This is a genomic window from Pedobacter endophyticus (assembly GCF_015679185.1).
GTDB classification, from domain to species: Bacteria; Bacteroidota; Bacteroidia; order Sphingobacteriales; family Sphingobacteriaceae; genus Pedobacter; species Pedobacter endophyticus.
Window position 1 is genome coordinate 1,807,663 of sequence record NZ_CP064939.1, and the last position, 16,805, is coordinate 1,824,467.

A 16,805-nucleotide genomic window follows, 5' to 3' on the forward strand; every position below is an offset into this window, starting at 1 on the left:
AACCAATACAAGTCATCCGATGAATATCTGCATGTTGTCTATATTCATCGGATGACTCATAAACCAATACAAGTCACCCGATGAATATCTGCATGTTGTTTATATTCATCGGATGACTCATAAACCAATACAAGTCATCGGATGAATATCTGCATGTTGTCTATATTCATCGGATGACTCATAAACCAATACAAGTCATCCGATGAATATCTGCATGTTGTTTATATTCATCGGATGACTCATAAACCAGTGAACGAATGAAATTACAGGTTAAATTTTCCTTGTACAATGCAATTACTAAAATCGCTACAATTTTGGTTTTGGGCGCAATCATTTTATTTTCACTGAATCAGCTTGCTTATAATCAATTAGACAACAGATTGCTCAAAAAAAAGAGCAAGATTATCAAAAATCTCGACGACCGCGAAATTGATAGCCTTTTAAACAAGGGGGAATCGTTTACGGACTACAATATATTAAAGGAAGAATTTATTGTTTTAACGGATGTACCGGATAACCAAAAAGGCTCGGCAGCGATTTTTTTTACAGAGAAACGAGAAATTGAGGGCGACATTGAGGTTTACCGCATCTTAAACTACAAATTTTCGTACCACACGAATTGGTATAATCTCGAAATTGGCGAAACGATGACGGCATTGCAGTCGATCAAAAACTCCATCAGGTTTTACATGCTCGTCGTTCTGGTGTCTGCACTACTTATCTCTTTATTAACGGATTATGCATTTTCTAAATTTCTATTAAAGCCGTTTTACGTTATTATCGACAAAAAAATTAATCGGGTAAACGATCCATTGCATTTCAACTATACGAATATTGCAACAACTACGGACGATTTTAAGATTTTAGACGATAGCGTAAATTCGTTAATGCGCAAAATAAACACACTGTTTGCGCTCGAAAAGCAGTTTATAGCCAACGTATCGCACGAGCTACTTACGCCTATTTCGGTTTTAAGTACGCGTTTTGAAAACATGCTGAGCACAACCGGAATTTCGGTAGAACACGAGAATAAAATCTATGCTTCGCTGAAAGTACTTAAGGGATTAAAAGGCATTATCAACAGTTTACTATTAATCTCTAAAGTAGAAAACAACCAATACTTAAAAAGGGAAGAAATTAGCCTGAAACAAGAAATTGAAGATCTTTACGATGATCTGGAAGATCGCATTGCGGATAAAGCGATTGTTTACCATGTTGATTTAAGGGAAGATTTTCACTTTACGGGCAATAAGGCGTTGATTGATACGCTGCTGATGAACATCATTAACAACGCTATAAAGTACAATCGGGAGGGGGGTTCGATCTCAATCACGGACAAAAAAACTGATCAAAATTATGTATTGAGGATTATGGACACGGGGCTGGGCATGAGCAAGGATTTACAGGGGAATGCTTTCGATCGGTTTGAACGTGGAAACACGGGGGAAAGCGGTTTTGGGCTGGGCCTCGCCATTGTTCGGAGCATCGCCAATTTCCATAAAATCGGCATAGAGATCAATTCGGAGGAAAATAAGGGAACAACAATTTCCTTAATTTTTTAAAATGAAATTTAACTGATAAGGTTATGGTTTGCAAATGAGTACCTTTGCCTTCTCATGGTGAAGTCATCCGCGCTACAGAAAACATTTGTTTTTTTATACTTCTTCTTATTTGTTTTGGTTTCGGGCTTGAAGGCCCAAAAGCCGGTACAAATACAGGATTCGGTTCCGCAACATATTTTTACCTTTGAGGAGATTGAAATACTCGAGGATGCTGGCAATAAACTGTCTTTTGATGAAGTAAAGAGCGAAAAGTTTGGCCATCTCTTTAAGGCAAGCCTGTCGAGCACGCCTCAAACCACAGATTTAAACAAAACGTATTGGTTTCGCATCAAGATAAAGCCTAACGAATCGGCTACAAAATCTTTCCTGCTCGAGTTTTTCGATCAAACCATCGATCACATTACCGCTTATATTCCGCAGGCCGGCAATAAATATATCATCGAGCATTTGGGCGATGCAAATGCGTTTAACAACCGTTTGGTACACCATAAAAACTTCGAAATTCCCATTCGGAATGAGGGAAAGGAAGCGCAAACCTATTATTTCAAAATTAGTTCATCGCAAATAGCGGATGTTATTGTGGTGCTGAGAACGACGCAATGGTTTATATCGTACGCCCTCGATGAATATTTCTACTTCGGCATTTTTTACGGAATGATCCTGGTATTTAGTTTCTACAACCTGATTATGTACATTGCCATACGGCAGAAACAATACCTTTTCTACGTGCTGTACAATTTGAGCGTGGGCTTTTTCGAAATGAGCACTGATGGTATTGCCTACCAGTATTTATGGCCAAATGCGCCCGGCTGGAACGAGCTTGCCTATGCTTTTGCGTTATGTGCGACGAGTATTTTTGCCTTACTTTTTACCCGCGAGTTATTGTTGGTTAAAGGGAAGGCGCCTAAGCTGAACAAAGTTATTATAACTGTAATATCTGTACGGCTGGCATTTTTTGCTTATAGCTATTTTTTCGATCAAACGCTGTTCAGTTACAAGTTTATCGAAGCCATTCCGCTGGCTGTTGCGTTTTTTACGGGCATTTATATCTTCAAAAAAGGTTATCAACCGGCAAGGTTCTTCGTTTTGGGTTATAGTTTTCTTTTTGCGGGTTTTACGCTAAAGTTTTTGATTATGCTTGGCATCAGCTGGCTTAATTTTGGGGCGGTAAGCTACTATAGTTTAAGTTTTTGCTTTATCCTGGAAATGATTTTCCTTTCATTTGCCATCGGCGATAAGGTTCGTATTTTAAAATTAAAGAAAGATAAGGCGCAACAGAATATTATTAAACAAATGGCGGTTAATGCGCAGTTAAAAGATACGCTTAACCAGGAGCTTGAAACGAAGGTAGAGGAACGCACGAGAGAGGTTTACCACAAATCGCTCATTATCGAAAGCAAAAATCAGGCGCTGGAACAGGCAAACGCCCTGCTGCAGCAGCAGGCAGAAGAAATTTCGCGAATGAACGTTTTGCTTGAGCACGATAACGAAGAACTTCAAACAAACGTTGAAAGGGTAACGAGAGACCGTGTGATGAGCACTGAGGTAGATTTTGAAGAGTTTAGTAAAATTTATCCGGATAAAGAAAGTTGCTACCAATTTTTGGCGGACCTGAAATGGAAAAACGGTTACCATTGCCGCAAATGCAATAACGACCATTACTTTAACGGGCACATTATGCATAGCCGGCGTTGCAGTAAATGCGGCTACGAAGAATCGGTTACTACTTACACCATTTTCCACAATACGCGCATCCCGATTAATAAGGCTTTTTACATGATTTTCCTTATTTATTCCTCGAAGGGAAAAATATCCTCACATAAACTCTCGGAATTGCTTGGCATTAGGCAAAGCACTTGCTGGACGTTCGGTTCGCGAATTAAAAAAGCAATGGAAGACCGGAAAAAAACGCTCAAAAAAACAGGTAAAAACGGCTGGAGCCAGCTTGTAGTTGAGTAAGCGTTTTAACGTTTGGTTTTGCGTTGGAGTTGTTAGAGATGAGTTTAGCTACAGTAAGGGAGTTTTAACGCTGTCATGCTGAATTTTAATTTATTGCATAAAAACCGATATGAATGATGTGTGAAATTTATCCGTTCGCTATCGGCGCCATGGGTCCCCCTTCGAAGGGGGCAGTGCCAAAGGCATCCCTTTGGGAGGGGATGATTTCAAAAAAATCCTCTCCCTTTGTATGGATTCCTGTGTTTTTCGGTTGTGCAACCCTTCCAAATAAGGTCGGAACAGGTCTCCAAAGAGGGACAATGAGACAGTACTTTGAACCCGAAGTAATAAAACGTCAATGGTAGGAATAATTTATTGAATAAAAACCGATATAAAGTGACGTTGTTTTTTAGAAGAATATCCTAGAGGGTTCGTCATTTCGACCGAAGTGCTCCATAGGAGCTCCTTTGGAGGAGAAATCTTTGCGCAAAGTTAGGTTCAAAGATTTCTCGGCTGTGCTCGAAATGACGATTTTTATGTTGTTTTTGAAGAACGTCAATGGTAGTTTTAATTTATTGAATAAAAACCGATATAAAGTGACGTTGTTTTTTAGAAGAATATCCTAGAGGGTTCGTCATTTCGACCGAAGTGCTCCATAGGAGCTCCTTTGGAGGAGAAATCTTTGCGCAAAGTTAGGTTCAAAGATTTCTCGGCTGTGCTCGAAATGACGATTTTTATGTTGTTTTTGAAGAACGTCAATGGTAGGGGTAATTTATTGAATAAAAACCGATATAAAGTGACGTTGTTTTTTAGAAGAATATCCTAGAGGGTTCGTCATTTCGACCGAAGTGCTCCATAGGAGCTCCTTTGGAGGAGAAATCTTTGCGCAAAGTTAGGTTCAAAGATTTCTCGGCTGTGCTCGAAATGACGATTTTTATGTTGTTTTTGAAGAACGTCAATAGTAGTTTTAATTTCTCAGAGAAAAAGATCATTATCAGTGACGTTTTAAAGCGGTCGTCATCCGATAGCTATCGGTACAGGCTGAGGATGACGACCGTTCATAGTTGGTGTTTCATACGCAATAATCCTAAATGCGGAAGCAATAATTCTAAATGCGGAAGCGATAATTCTAAATACAGGCCCTAATTCTTAGTTGCAGGTGCCAGATTATTAATTGCAGGTGCCAGGTTATTAAATGCAAGTGCCAGGTTATTAAATGGAAGTGCCAGGTTATTAAATGCAGGTGCCAGGTTATTAAATGCAAGTGCCAGGTTATTAAATGCAGGTGCCAGGTTATTAAATGCAAGTGCCAGGTTATTAAATGCAAGTGCCAGGTTATTAAATGCAGGTGCCAGGTTATTAAATGCGAGTGCCAGGTTATTAAATGCAAGTGCTAGGTTATTAAATGCAAGTGCCAGGTTATTAAATGCAAGTGCTAGGTTATTAAATGCAAGTGCTAGGTTATTAAATGCAAGTGCTAGGTTATTAAATGTAAGTGCTAGGTTATTAAATGAAAGTGCCAGGTTATTAAATGGAGGTGCCAGGTTATTAAATGTAAGTGCCAGGTTATTAAATGCAAGTGCTAGGTTATTAAATGCAAGTGCCAGGTTATTAAATGAAAGTGCTAGGTTATTAAATGCAAGTGCTAGGTTATTAAATGCAAGTGCTAGGTTATTAAATGCAAGTGCTCGGTTATTAAATGTAAGTGCTAGGTTATTAAATGAAAGTGCCAGGTTATTAAATGGAGGTGCCAGGTTATTCTTCTTTTCCACGTTATAATTGGCGATTTGACATGAGCGGTTGTTATCCTTTCTGAAACTTGATCGTAATACTAAAGCTTTAAGATTCCCGCCTGCGCGGGAAAGACGACTGCAAGCATTAAACGAGCGCCTTTTCAACCTTCTTAAGTCACCAGTTTGTCTTTTTAAGCTTTGTTTAAATAAAAAAGCTTGGGGTATTTAAGCGTATCAAAATGTACCCGAATGCCAACTATTTGCAGCCTGTTATCTTCTGATAATCAGCGCTAAAACCTACAATTGAACAATGGTATCAAAGCGTATCAATAATTTATCAACATCTTAATTATCAATAACTTACAGTGAAATTTTAATGTAAACAACTTGTTTTTAACATTAAATCAATGGTAACTTTACAGCCACAATTATTAACAGAGCAAAAATTATGAGAAAAAAGTTTACATTGCTTATGGCTTGTATTTTATGCGCAGTCTCAATGGCCTGGGCACAAAATGTTACCATAAAGGGTTTGGTAAAAGACCAACAAGGTTTGCCACTGCCTGGAGTATCTGTGAAAGTGAAGGGAACTAATCAGGGTGCCTCTACGGCCGATAATGGTTCTTATACGATCAGCGCTCCACAAAATGCTGTTTTGGAGTTTTCATTTATCGGCTTCAAAACTGTAGAAGAAACTATAAACGGCAGAACATCAATAAATGTTACGTTATCTGATGATAACCAGCAACTAAACGAGGTTGTGGTTATTGGTTACGGAACTACGGTTAAAAAAGATTTAACTACGGCTGTAGTTTCGTTATCATCGAAAGATATCGAAAACCAGCCGGTTACGAATCCATTGCAGGCTATTCAGGGTAAGGCCGCCGGGGTACAAATCACTTCGCAATCGGGTAAGCCGGGTTCTGGTGTTTCGGTTACTATCCGGGGTAACACCTCTATCAACGCTTCTAACAGTCCGTTGTATGTAATTGACGGGGTAACTTCGCGTGATGCGAGCTTTCTTAACCCAACGGATATTGAAAGTTTAACGATATTGAAAGATGCATCTGCCGCAGCAATTTATGGTTCGAGCGGTGCAAATGGTGTTATTTTAATTACAACGAAAAAAGGATCATCAGACCAAATCAGGGCCACTTTTAATGCGTTTACGGGCTTTTCTAACCTTTGGCAAAAACAAGATGTATTAAACAGAGATCAATATATTGCGCTAATGGGGGAGTTGGGTTACGATACGAATGGATTGGGCAACGAAAACACGGATTGGCAAGACTTAACTTTCGGTACTGGTGTTCAAAATAGCTATCAGGCTTCAATATCTGGCGGAATTAAAGGTGGCCAATACTCTTTATCTACAGGTTACCAGCAAGATAAAGGTGTGGTTGCACCTGCTAAACTAGATAAATATACACTACACTTTAACGGTTCGCAAAACATTACGAAATGGCTGAAACTAACGGGAAATGCGGCGCTTACGCAAAGCAACTCAATTGATGTTAGCGATAATGCAAACGTGGCCCGTGGCGGTACGATTCTTTCTGCACTTACCACACCGCCAACAATTGGTGTTTACGCGGCAAACGGAACTTACGCTTTTAACCCTTATAAGGGCGGTTCGGAAAATCCGGTTGCGAACGCTTTTGCCGCAAAAAACAACAACAGAAACTTCCGTTTTCTTGGTGCGTTTGCAGCAGAAGTTAAGTTTACACCGGATTTCTCTTTCCGATCGAGCATTAGCACGAATAACAACGATAACCGTTATTCGTATTTCCTGGATCCATATTCGACAGATTATGGCAGAACGCAAAAAGGGGTTAGAAACGCGAACTTTAGTACGGACCATGTTTGGTTGAATGAGAACATTTTAAACTACACCAAAAACTGGGGTAAAAATGCATTCACTGCAACTGGTGGTATGACCTTGCAAGAGTCGAAATATTATTACCTGGGTTACAACGAGCAAAACTTTATTGGGGATAACGGGCAACTTTTGAGTAGAGGAACTTCTATCCCGGTTCAATTGCCAACGGCCTCACAATGGAGCAAACGCTCGTATTTGGCTCGTTTAACTTATTCGTACGACAGTAAATATTTGTTTAGCACCAACTTTAGGGCGGATGGTTCATCACGCTTCGGGCCAGAAAACAAATATGGCTACTTCCCTTCGGCTTCAATTGGATGGAGAATCTCAGGCGAAAATTTCCTTAAGGATGTTAAGGCGATTAACGACCTAAAATTAAGGGCAAGTTGGGGTAAAGTAGGTAACGATGAGGGTATTGGAGATTACTCTTACCTTGAATTGTACTCGCCAACAACGCAGGGCTCGTATGTTTTCTCGCAACTGCCAAATCCGGGTTTAAAGTGGGAAGAAACGACACAAACGAACATTGGTTTAGATTTATCGATGTTTAACAGTCGCGTTGTATTCACTGCCGATGCTTACCTGAAAAAAACAAAAGACTTATTGATCAACCAGCCGTTGCCAAATTCAATCGGTTTCGGAAGCATTGCATCAAACGTTGGCGATATGGAAAACAAGGGTTTGGAATTTGTATTAACGACAAAAAACTTTGTTAAGGATAACTTCACCTGGACTACTGACATCAATTTCTCGCTAAACCGCAACAAGGTAACGAGCCTGGGCGATAAAGTTGGCTCGATCAACTTCGGGGGAATTTACGAACGTGATGCAGCAATTAGAGTGGTGCCAGGCCGTCCGTTGGGTAGTTTTTATGGTTACGTTTCAAACGGTGTGGATCCGCAAACCGGAAATATCGTTTACCAGGATTTAAATAACGACGGTACAATTAATGCGGACGACAGAACTTTTATCGGCTCTGCGCAACCAAAGTTTACTTATGGTGTAAACAACACTTTTACACTTGGAAATTTTGGCCTAAACTTCTTATTTCAGGGTGTTCAGGGAAACCAGATGTTTAACGCTTCGCGAATGGAACTGGAGGGCATGAACGATTCGAAAAATCAATCGGCAGTTGTACTCAACCGCTGGACAACGCCGGGACAGATTACCAATGTACCAAGAGCGATTAAAGATAACACAAGCAACACGCTAACATCGAGCCGCTTTGTAGAGGATGGTTCGTACCTGCGCCTTAAAACAACTACACTTTCTTACAATTTCGGCGCTGCTACTTTGGGTAAACTAAAAATGAGCAAGGTAATGATATATGCGTCTGCATACAACTTGTTAACCTTTACGGACTATACTGGTTTCGACCCGGAGGTGAATGTTAATTCGGCTAACGGACCGGCGATGGGTATTGATTATGGCACCTATCCGCAATCGAGAACTTTCTTATTTGGTGTTAACGTAGGCTTTTAATTACAACAACGATGAAACTAAAAATATATTCATTAATTGCAGCAAGTACCATTGGAATGGCATTGAGTAGCTGCAAAAAAGATTTCTTAGATCAAACCCCGATTACGCAGGTTGGGCCTGATGTGGCGTTTGCAGATGCCGCTGCGGCAGAAAAACTAATTCAGGGTGCTTACGATGGCATGTACAACGATTTCCACATCTGGGATTATATGACTAATGGGGATGTAAGATCGGATAATGCTTATGCAGGTGGCGATAATCCGGCCAATATACAGCTTGATATGTTCAACGTAATTTCAACAAACGGCAACGTGGGCAGAGATTGGAACTCGCTGTATAGCGACATTAAAAACTGTAACCTGATTTTAACCAACGTACCAAATATCGAAGATCCGAAACTTGATGTTGGCGACAGAAGGAAGCAGATTATTGCTGAAGCAAGCATTTTGAGGGCTTATATGTACTTCAATTTGGTGCGCACATGGGGCTCAGTGCCGCTTGTGGTTAAGGTGCCGACTAATGATACTGAATTTTACCCGGCCAAAGCGAGTGTTGATGCAATTTACGCCCAGATTATTTCAGATTTGGAGTACGGCGCAGCCAATGCACGTACAACTGCACCAAACAAAGGCATTGTTACGAAAGGCGTTGCAAATGCGCTTTTGGCGAAGGTTTATGCCTCAAAGCCAACACCCGACTGGGCAAAGGTAAGTAGCTATTCGGATGCTGTAATTGGCGGCGGATATGCTTTGGTTCCTAATTATGATTTCCTTTGGGATGCCAACCACGAAAACAATTCAGAAGCCATTTGGGAAATGCAATACGATGGTTACGGAGGCTTGCATGGCAACTGGATGCCAAGCGTTTTGGTAGGAACGGGCTGGAAACGATTTAATACGCCAACGAACAGTTTGGCAAAGGCTTTTGATGATGCCGGTGATGCCATTCGTAAAGCATCGAGCATTAAATTTAACAATGCCTCAACTGAAGGTTGGAGCGACGCTTACTGGTCGAAATCGAGCTATCCGTACATTAACAAGTACCGTGCAGATGATAAATCTGACAGTTACATTTTGCGGTTGGCCGACATTATTTTGTTAAAAGCGGAAGCATTAAATGAATTAAGCGCATCAGGATGGTCGACAGCGGCACCATTGGTAAATCAAATCCGCAGTCGTGTTAACCTTGGCGCCACGCCAGCAACCGATCAAGGTGCTATGCGCCTGGCTATCGAAAACGAGCGCCGTTTAGAACTCGCTTTTGAGGGGCACCGTTGGTACGATTTGTTGAGAACCAACCGGGTAATTCCGGTAATGAACGCACAAGTTGACGGCAAAGGAGCTAACTTGAATTATAACCTTACCGCATCGCAACTGTATTTCCCTATCCCGCAGGATGAGATAGATAAAAACCCTAATGTAAGATAATTCCTTAAAGCAACGGGCGACGACGAGTCGCCTTTGCTTTAAAAATTCCTTGCTGTTGTTACTGTTGATGTTCAACAAAAAATCAAAATTTTAATTACACAAATTAAACCTAAAGGACGAGGTAAAAAACAATTTGCCTCGCTCCTTTTCTAATTAACGCCTCCAGATAACACGGAAAAGATGAAACCAATTTATAATTTGTGCCTGGCGGTAAGCTTGCTTTTTGCATCGTGCGCCTGCAGAAAAGCCCAAACGGAAGCCAGTGGAGACACGCCACCTGCAAGTGATATTAAGAGCGATGTTAGTTTTTGGCTAACGAAGGGCGATCAATCTCAATTATTAAAAAAACAAAATGTAGCGCTGAATTTTTCAGCAGCCACAAACAGTAATCCAACCATCGAAGTAGATCCTTCAACCACCTTTCAAGAAATTGATGGCTTCGGCTACACGTTAACCGGCGGAAGTGCAACATTGATCAATAATCTGCCATCGGCCGAAAAAGATAAGTTGTTGAACGAATTATTTGCCGTTGCAGATGATGCGATTGGTGTGAGCTATATCAGGATTAGTATCGGCGCATCGGATTTGAGCGAAGCCCCTTTTACTTATAACGATTTACCTGACGGACAAACAGACGAAGCGCTGACTAAATTCTCCATTGCAAAAGAGCAGTCGGACTTGATTCCGATTTTGAAGAAGATTGTGGCCATTAATCCATCAATTAAAATTCTAGGTTCACCGTGGTCGGCACCAACCTGGATGAAAACCAATAAAAGCTTTATTGGTGGCAGCTTAAAACCTGAGTATTACGAAACTTACGCCAGGTATTTGGTTAAGTATATTGAGGCAATGAAAGCGGAAGGAATTACAATAGATGCCATTACGCCGCAAAATGAGCCGTTGCATCCGGGAAACAATCCGAGTATGTATATGGAAGCGTTAGATCAGGCTAATTTTATAAAAACGGCGTTAGGCCCGATTTTCAAAAGCAGCGGAATTGCTACCAAAATTATTGTTTACGATCACAATGCCGATAAGCCGGAATATCCGATTGCGATATTAGATGACCCTGAAGCAAAAAAATATGTAGACGGTTCGGCCTTTCACCTTTATGCCGGGCCAATTTCTGCCTTAACAAAGGTTCACAATGCACACCCTGATAAAAACGTTTACTTTACGGAGCAATGGGTAGGGGGACCGAGCAACTTTAGCGAGGATTTAAAATGGCACGTATCAACGTTGGTTATTGGCGCTACCCGCAACTGGAGCCGAAATGTTTTGGAGTGGAACTTGGCTGCCGATCAAAATTACAACCCACATACCGATAAGGGTGGCTGTACCTCGTGCCTTGGTGCCTTAACAATCGCTCCGGCGGTAAGCAGAAACGTTGCTTACTACGTTATTGCGCACGCCTCTAAGTTTGTTAGGCCAGGTTCGGTACGCATAGCCTCAAACATTACCAACAACTTACAAAATGTGGCGTTTAAAACGCCCGAAGGCAAACACGTACTTATCGTTTGTAACAACAACAACTCCGAAACAGCATTTAACATTAAGTATAACGGCAAAACGGTTAGCACCTCGCTAGATAAGGGTGCCGTTGCCACTTACGTTTGGTAAACATAAAATAAAAAATTGTTGTTCGATAACATCGGATGACGCCCAAAAAACTTGGTTAATTGTTTAGTTTGCCCCGCCAAAAGCGGGGCTTTCTAATTTATGGGAGTTCGCAATAGGATTGTAATGATGAGTTGTGATTTACGAATAATGAATTGATATGAATGACGTTTTTGAAGCGGTCGTCATTGCGAGGCACGAAGCAATCTATTCTGCAATCAAATCGCTAATGAGATTGCTTCAATCGATGAAAAATCGATTTCGCTACGAAGTAGTCCCTTTGGGGCAATGACGGAAAAAAAAGTCAATGGTAGGAACCAAAGCATCTGCAACCTACAGCTAACCATCCTCGCCCACTCAATCCTCTTTTTTGGCAGTGGTTTATTTGCGTTCTGCGTTTCATCGCTTGGGGATTCTTACCCGAAGCATCCTATGGTGTGGAAACATCTCATTTTATGCGCCGTCATTCCCGCGCAGGCGGTTTCGTACGTACGGGATTAATGCCAAGCTAAGCCGTTTTTCCGCTTTAGGATTCCCAATTAAATTGGGAATGACGACCGTTCATAGTTGGCGTTCCATCCATTTGGCTAACTTTTAGTTAAGTAATAATAATACAAAAGGTTATAAGATAACGGCATTGCCCCAAAAGGGGCTACTTTGTAGCGAGGCACAGCCTGTCCCGACTTCTCCTATGGTGTGGAAACATCTCATTTTATGCGCCGTCATTCCCGCGCAGGCGGGAATCTTAATGCTGGACACCCAATTTATTGCGCATTAGGATCCCTCCCGAAGTTTCGGGAAGGATGACGACCGTTCTTAGAAAACGCCATAAAATATGTTGTCATTTTGATGGTTTCAGCTCGTAAAACGATGTTTCAAAAATGTGTCCACACGATAGGAAGCATCGGGACACGCGCTACACTCAGAATGACAGCGGTGAAGCACCTGCCATCGCAACTCCCAAAACACGTACGATAGATAGTAAGGAAAAAATCTTTGGCAAGCCCTTTGCAGTGTTTTGCGAAATCAATCCCCATCAAATGAAAAATATATTATCATCACTTGCCGTTGCCTCTGCCCTCTTTGCTTCATGTCAGGGCGGCCCGGCAAAAAAAACGCAGGCAAAAATCGATTCGACCATTGTTACGAATAGCGAGACAACAGCCAATGCGGCCACTTGCTATCAATACGTGAAAAACAGAGATACAGCAAACCTTTCGTTAACCGAAAAAGCCGATTCGGTAACTGGAAATTTGGGCTATAAGTGGTACGAAAAAGATAAAAATGCGGGAACAATTAGTGGCGTTGTTAAAGGCGACACCATCATTGCAGATTATACCTTTCAGTCTGAAGGGCGAGAATCGGTGAGACAAGTGGCCTGGTTAAAAAAAGGCGATCAGTTAGTTGAAGCTTTCGGTGATGTTGAAGAAATTGATGGAAAGATGAAATTTAAGGATTTATCTAAGCTTAAATTCGACTCGGGTTTGGTGTTCAGTAAAGCCGACTGTAAGTAAACTGGCAATCCGTTTTGGTTAAGAGATTGCTTACATGTGCTCAAATCGCTCCCAAAAGCCATCAACGGGTAATTTGGCAAAAATATCAACAGGCTCTTTCTTTACGGGGTGCAAAAACCTCAATCGCCGGGCATGCAAGCAAATGCTTCCCTTTCTGCTTCCGCGTGGATAGCCATATTTGTTATCGCCAACAATTGGGCAGCCCATTGATGAAAGCTGAACCCTGATCTGGTGTGATCGCCCGGTTAGCGGATCAACTTCCAATAAAAAGTATTCTCCCAACTGGCCGATCAGGCGGTATGAAAGTTCGGCTCGCTGGCTTCCGGTAACCTCTGTTTTGTAATAGCTTACCACGTTTTTCTGCGGATTTTTAACCAGCCAATGTACCAGTGTATCTGCCTCTTTTGGTGGTCTGTTTTTAACAACTGCCCAATACGTTTTTTTTACTTCACGGTTTTTAAAAACAGCGTTCATACGCTCCAACGCCTTACTGGTTTTGGCAAATAGAATTACACCGCTCACCGGCCGATCTAAACGGTGTACGACGCCTAAAAAGGCGCCGTTTGGCTTATTGTACTTTTTGGCAATGTATTTCTTGATTTGCTCATCCAACGGTTCATCGCCCGTTTCATCAATCTGCACAATGTCGCCCGCCCTTTTGTTAACGGCTATTAGGTGATTATCTTCAAAAAGTATGTCCTTATCGGTAATTGGCATGTATATGGTTAACTGTTTGTTCCCGATAGCTATCGGGAGATTAATTGATAATTGCTGGGCAAAGGCCAGATTAGTATTCAGCCAGCGTAAAACTTGATCGAGCTTGAAATCATGAGTATTTCGTCTCCGCTCAACAAGCTTAGTCGAATGGCTGTTAAATTGGGCTTCGACTCCGCTCAGCCTTACAGCAGATGAAAAAGTATGGCTGACATGGCACCGCGGACTTAGAACTCCTGACTCACGACTCCAAACTCAATAGTCCAAACTCAATACTGCTCTTTCTCGTTCGGAAAATCGTTGGCCTTCACATCGCGAATGTACGATTGTGCTGCGCCTAAAATCTCATCGTATAAATTAATGTATTGACGGAGAAACCGGGGTTTAAACCCTTTGGTAAGCCCGATCATGTCGTTAACAACCAACACCTGGCCATCGCAGTGCTGCCCAGCGCCAATACCAATAGTGGGGATGCTTAAACTAGCTGACACCTCTTTACCCAAGGCTGCCGGAATTTTTTCCAGTACAATAGCAAAGCAACCCGCGGCTTGTAAAGCAAGTACATCGCTCTTTAGCTTATTGGCTTCCTCCTCCTCTTTGGCCCGAACGGTATAGGTTCCAAACTTGTAAATAGACTGCGGCGTTAAGCCCAAATGCCCCATCACCGGAATGCCGGCAGTGATAATCCGTTGTATCGATTCGATAATTTCTTCACCACCTTCTAATTTGACACCATGCGCACCAGATTCTTTCATAATCCTGATGGCAGAGTTTAAGGCTTCTTTGGAATTGCCTTGATAAGAACCAAAGGGTAAATCGACCACGACAAATGCACGTTTCACAGCTCTGATTACTGATGCAGCGTGATAAATCATCTGATCGAGCGTAATCGGCAACGTAGTTTCGTGGCCTGCCATCACGTTCGAGGCCGAGTCGCCAACCAACAATACGTCTAAACCGGCATCATCTAAAATGGTAGCCATCGAAAAATCGTATGCGGTGAGCATAGATATTTTTTCGCCACGCTGTTTCATCTCCTGTAAAATGTGCGTGGTTACACGTTTAATCTCTTTATGTACCGACATGGTATAGGTTTTATTGCTCCAAAAGTATTGTTTTTTCTTTAAAACAAGGTAAAGGGTGTAAGGTTTAGGGCGTAAGGTTATTGCAAGCAAACCATTATAGGGTAAAGGTTTAAGGTTTAGGGCGTAAGGTTATTGCAAATAGACCATTGTACGGCAAAAAGTTTATGATTTGGGGCATAAGGTTAATGCAAGGACATCATTATACGGTAAAAAATTACGCTTTATGGCATATGGGTTAATGCAGGCAGGCCCTATACCTTATACCTTACACCCTCTACCTCTTTTTTCTCAACCCTTATTTAATATTTTTCTTTACTTTACAAATCATAAATACTATCTTTGTACCCCGAAATGAGAGGGACACATTCATCGTTTTTTGCACTCAGCAAAAGCAGCTTCACTGCTGACAAAATCCCTTTTTTTCTACTCTTTTTTAAATCAAAATCCATATTGTAATTACCATGACTAACTACACAAAGTTACCTGCGATTTTATTACTGGCCGACGGCACAGTTTTTCACGGCAAAGCGGCCGGAAAAATAGGCACTACTACCGGCGAAATTTGTTTTAATACCGGGATGACAGGTTACCAGGAAATTTTTACCGATCCAAGTTATTTCGGTCAAATTATGGTTACCACAAATTCTCACATTGGTAATTACGGAATCCATAATGATGAAATAGAATCGGGGTCGATTAAAATTGCAGGTCTGGTTTGCAAAAATTACAACATCGTATATAGCCGTAAACAGGCTAAAGAATCAATTCAGGATTATTTCCAGAACGATAACCTGGTAGCCATTTCTGATATTGATACACGTGCTTTGGTTCGCCACATTAGAGATAAAGGCGCTATGAATGCCATCATTTCTTCTGAAATTACAGATTTAGACGAGTTGAAGAAAAAACTAGCTGAGGTGCCTTCAATGGAGGGCTTGGAGCTTTCATCGAAAGTGAGTACAACGGAGCCATATTTCCACGGAAACCCTGATGCAAGCTTAAAAGTTGCCGCTTTGGATTTGGGAATTAAGAAAAATATTTTGCGCAGCTTCGAAAACCGCGATATTTATGTTAAGGTGTTCCCTGCGAAAACGAAATTCTCGGAAATGGAAGAATTCGGTCCTGATGGTTATTTTATTTCAAATGGCCCCGGCGATCCTTCGGTAATGCCTTACGCGGTAGAAACCATTAAGGAAATTATGGAAGAAGATAAACCTTTGTTCGGGATTTGCTTGGGTCACCAGTTGTTGGCAGAGGCAAACGGCATCGGTACAATGAAAATGTTTAACGGTCACCGCGGGTTAAATCACCCTGTAAAAAACGTGATCAAAAACCACTGCGAAGTAACTTCGCAAAACCACGGCTTTGGTGTTATTCCCGACGAGGTTAGAAATTCTGACAAGGTTGAGATTACACACGTAAACTTAAACGATAAATCAATTGAAGGCATCCGTGTTAAAGGAAAGAAAGCATTTTCAGTGCAATATCACCCAGAATCGTCTCCGGGTCCACACGATTCGCGTTACCTGTTCGACGATTTCGTTGATGTAATGAAGGGCGATTTAAGCTGGTAGGCTGACGGGAGGCCGTAGTCCAGAGTTGGGAGTTGGGAGTTGGGAGTCCAGAGTTTTGAGTCCAGAGTTGGGAGTTGGGAGTCCGGAGTCCAGGGAGCAGAGTTGAAAGGCAAAAGCTTGAAGGGAGTCGGGAGTCCAGAGTCGGGAGTTCTGAGTCCGGAGTCCTAAGTCTAGCGCTTTACGACTTAAGACTAACGACTTAAGACTAAGGACTTAAAACTCAGGACTAAAATACAGATCTGCGAATTTGCGGCAATGATACCGCCGATTTCGCAGATTT

10 protein-coding genes are annotated in these 16,805 nt (G+C 41.7%); 7 read left to right on the forward strand and 3 right to left on the reverse strand.

The window, feature by feature from the left end:
* Positions 1-257 precede the first annotated feature (257 nt).
* Together IZT61_RS07210 and IZT61_RS07215 are read left to right on the forward strand one after the other, a co-directional pair.
* Positions 258-1,562, forward strand: coding sequence for a sensor histidine kinase (locus IZT61_RS07210; RefSeq protein WP_196100492.1), 1,305 nt, complete (start codon positions 258-260; stop codon positions 1,560-1,562).
* Positions 1,563-1,616: 54 nt separating this feature from the next.
* Positions 1,617-3,521, forward strand: a complete 1,905-nt coding sequence (locus IZT61_RS07215) for a 7TM diverse intracellular signaling domain-containing protein (RefSeq protein WP_196100493.1) — start codon at positions 1,617-1,619, stop codon at positions 3,519-3,521.
* Between the two features lie 1,121 nt (positions 3,522-4,642).
* Here the strand turns inward: IZT61_RS07215 and IZT61_RS07220 are convergent.
* The gene (locus tag IZT61_RS07220) at positions 4,643-5,272 is read right to left on the reverse strand and encodes a leucine-rich repeat domain-containing protein (protein ID WP_196100494.1); all 630 of its coding nucleotides are present in this window, start codon (positions 5,270-5,272) and stop codon (positions 4,643-4,645) included.
* A 409-nt stretch (positions 5,273-5,681) separates the two neighbouring features.
* Between IZT61_RS07220 and IZT61_RS07225 the strand changes: the two genes are divergently transcribed.
* The 4 genes from IZT61_RS07225 (at position 5,682) to IZT61_RS07240 (ending at position 13,152) form a co-directional block, all read left to right on the forward strand.
* Complete coding sequence (locus tag IZT61_RS07225; protein WP_196100495.1) at positions 5,682-8,594, forward strand: SusC/RagA family TonB-linked outer membrane protein; 2,913 nt, start codon at positions 5,682-5,684, stop codon at positions 8,592-8,594.
* Positions 8,595-8,605: 11 nt separating this feature from the next.
* Positions 8,606-10,021, forward strand: coding sequence for a RagB/SusD family nutrient uptake outer membrane protein (locus tag IZT61_RS07230; protein ID WP_196100496.1), 1,416 nt, complete (start codon positions 8,606-8,608; stop codon positions 10,019-10,021).
* A gap of 180 nt (positions 10,022-10,201) precedes the next feature.
* Complete coding sequence (locus IZT61_RS07235) at positions 10,202-11,641, forward strand: glycoside hydrolase family 30 protein (protein ID WP_196100497.1); 1,440 nt, start codon at positions 10,202-10,204, stop codon at positions 11,639-11,641.
* Between the two features lie 1,037 nt (positions 11,642-12,678).
* Positions 12,679-13,152, forward strand: coding sequence for a hypothetical protein (locus tag IZT61_RS07240; protein ID WP_196100498.1), 474 nt, complete (start codon positions 12,679-12,681; stop codon positions 13,150-13,152).
* Positions 13,153-13,182: 30 nt separating this feature from the next.
* Here the strand turns inward: IZT61_RS07240 and IZT61_RS07245 are convergent, their stop codons facing one another.
* Positions 13,183-13,869, reverse strand: coding sequence for an RluA family pseudouridine synthase (locus IZT61_RS07245; protein ID WP_196100499.1), 687 nt, complete (start codon positions 13,867-13,869; stop codon positions 13,183-13,185).
* 266 nt (positions 13,870-14,135) lie between these two features.
* Entirely contained in the window at positions 14,136-14,951 is an 816-nt protein-coding gene (gene panB, locus IZT61_RS07250; RefSeq protein ID WP_196101245.1) for a 3-methyl-2-oxobutanoate hydroxymethyltransferase, read from the reverse strand.
* A gap of 461 nt (positions 14,952-15,412) precedes the next feature.
* Here panB and carA point away from each other — a divergent pair, with 461 nt between their 5' ends.
* The gene (gene carA, locus IZT61_RS07255) at positions 15,413-16,525 is read left to right on the forward strand and encodes a glutamine-hydrolyzing carbamoyl-phosphate synthase small subunit (protein ID WP_196100500.1); all 1,113 of its coding nucleotides are present in this window, start codon (positions 15,413-15,415) and stop codon (positions 16,523-16,525) included.
* The last annotated feature ends 280 nt before the right edge of the window (positions 16,526-16,805 follow it).

Bases quoted from the DNA above. Each gene is read 5' to 3' on its own strand.
- panB (WP_196101245.1), bottom strand. From the start codon at position 14,951: ATGTCGGTACATAAAGAGATTAAACGTGTAACCACGCACATTTTACAG.
- IZT61_RS07245 (WP_196100499.1), bottom strand. From the start codon at position 13,869: ATGCCAATTACCGATAAGGACATACTTTTTGAAGATAATCACCTAATA.
- IZT61_RS07230 (WP_196100496.1), top strand. From the start codon at position 8,606: ATGAAACTAAAAATATATTCATTAATTGCAGCAAGTACCATTGGAATG.
- IZT61_RS07225 (WP_196100495.1), top strand. From the start codon at position 5,682: ATGAGAAAAAAGTTTACATTGCTTATGGCTTGTATTTTATGCGCAGTC.
- IZT61_RS07210 (WP_196100492.1), top strand. From the start codon at position 258: ATGAAATTACAGGTTAAATTTTCCTTGTACAATGCAATTACTAAAATC.
- IZT61_RS07240 (WP_196100498.1), top strand. From the start codon at position 12,679: ATGAAAAATATATTATCATCACTTGCCGTTGCCTCTGCCCTCTTTGCT.
- IZT61_RS07235 (WP_196100497.1), top strand. From the start codon at position 10,202: ATGAAACCAATTTATAATTTGTGCCTGGCGGTAAGCTTGCTTTTTGCA.
- carA (WP_196100500.1), top strand. From the start codon at position 15,413: ATGACTAACTACACAAAGTTACCTGCGATTTTATTACTGGCCGACGGC.
- IZT61_RS07215 (WP_196100493.1), top strand. From the start codon at position 1,617: ATGGTGAAGTCATCCGCGCTACAGAAAACATTTGTTTTTTTATACTTC.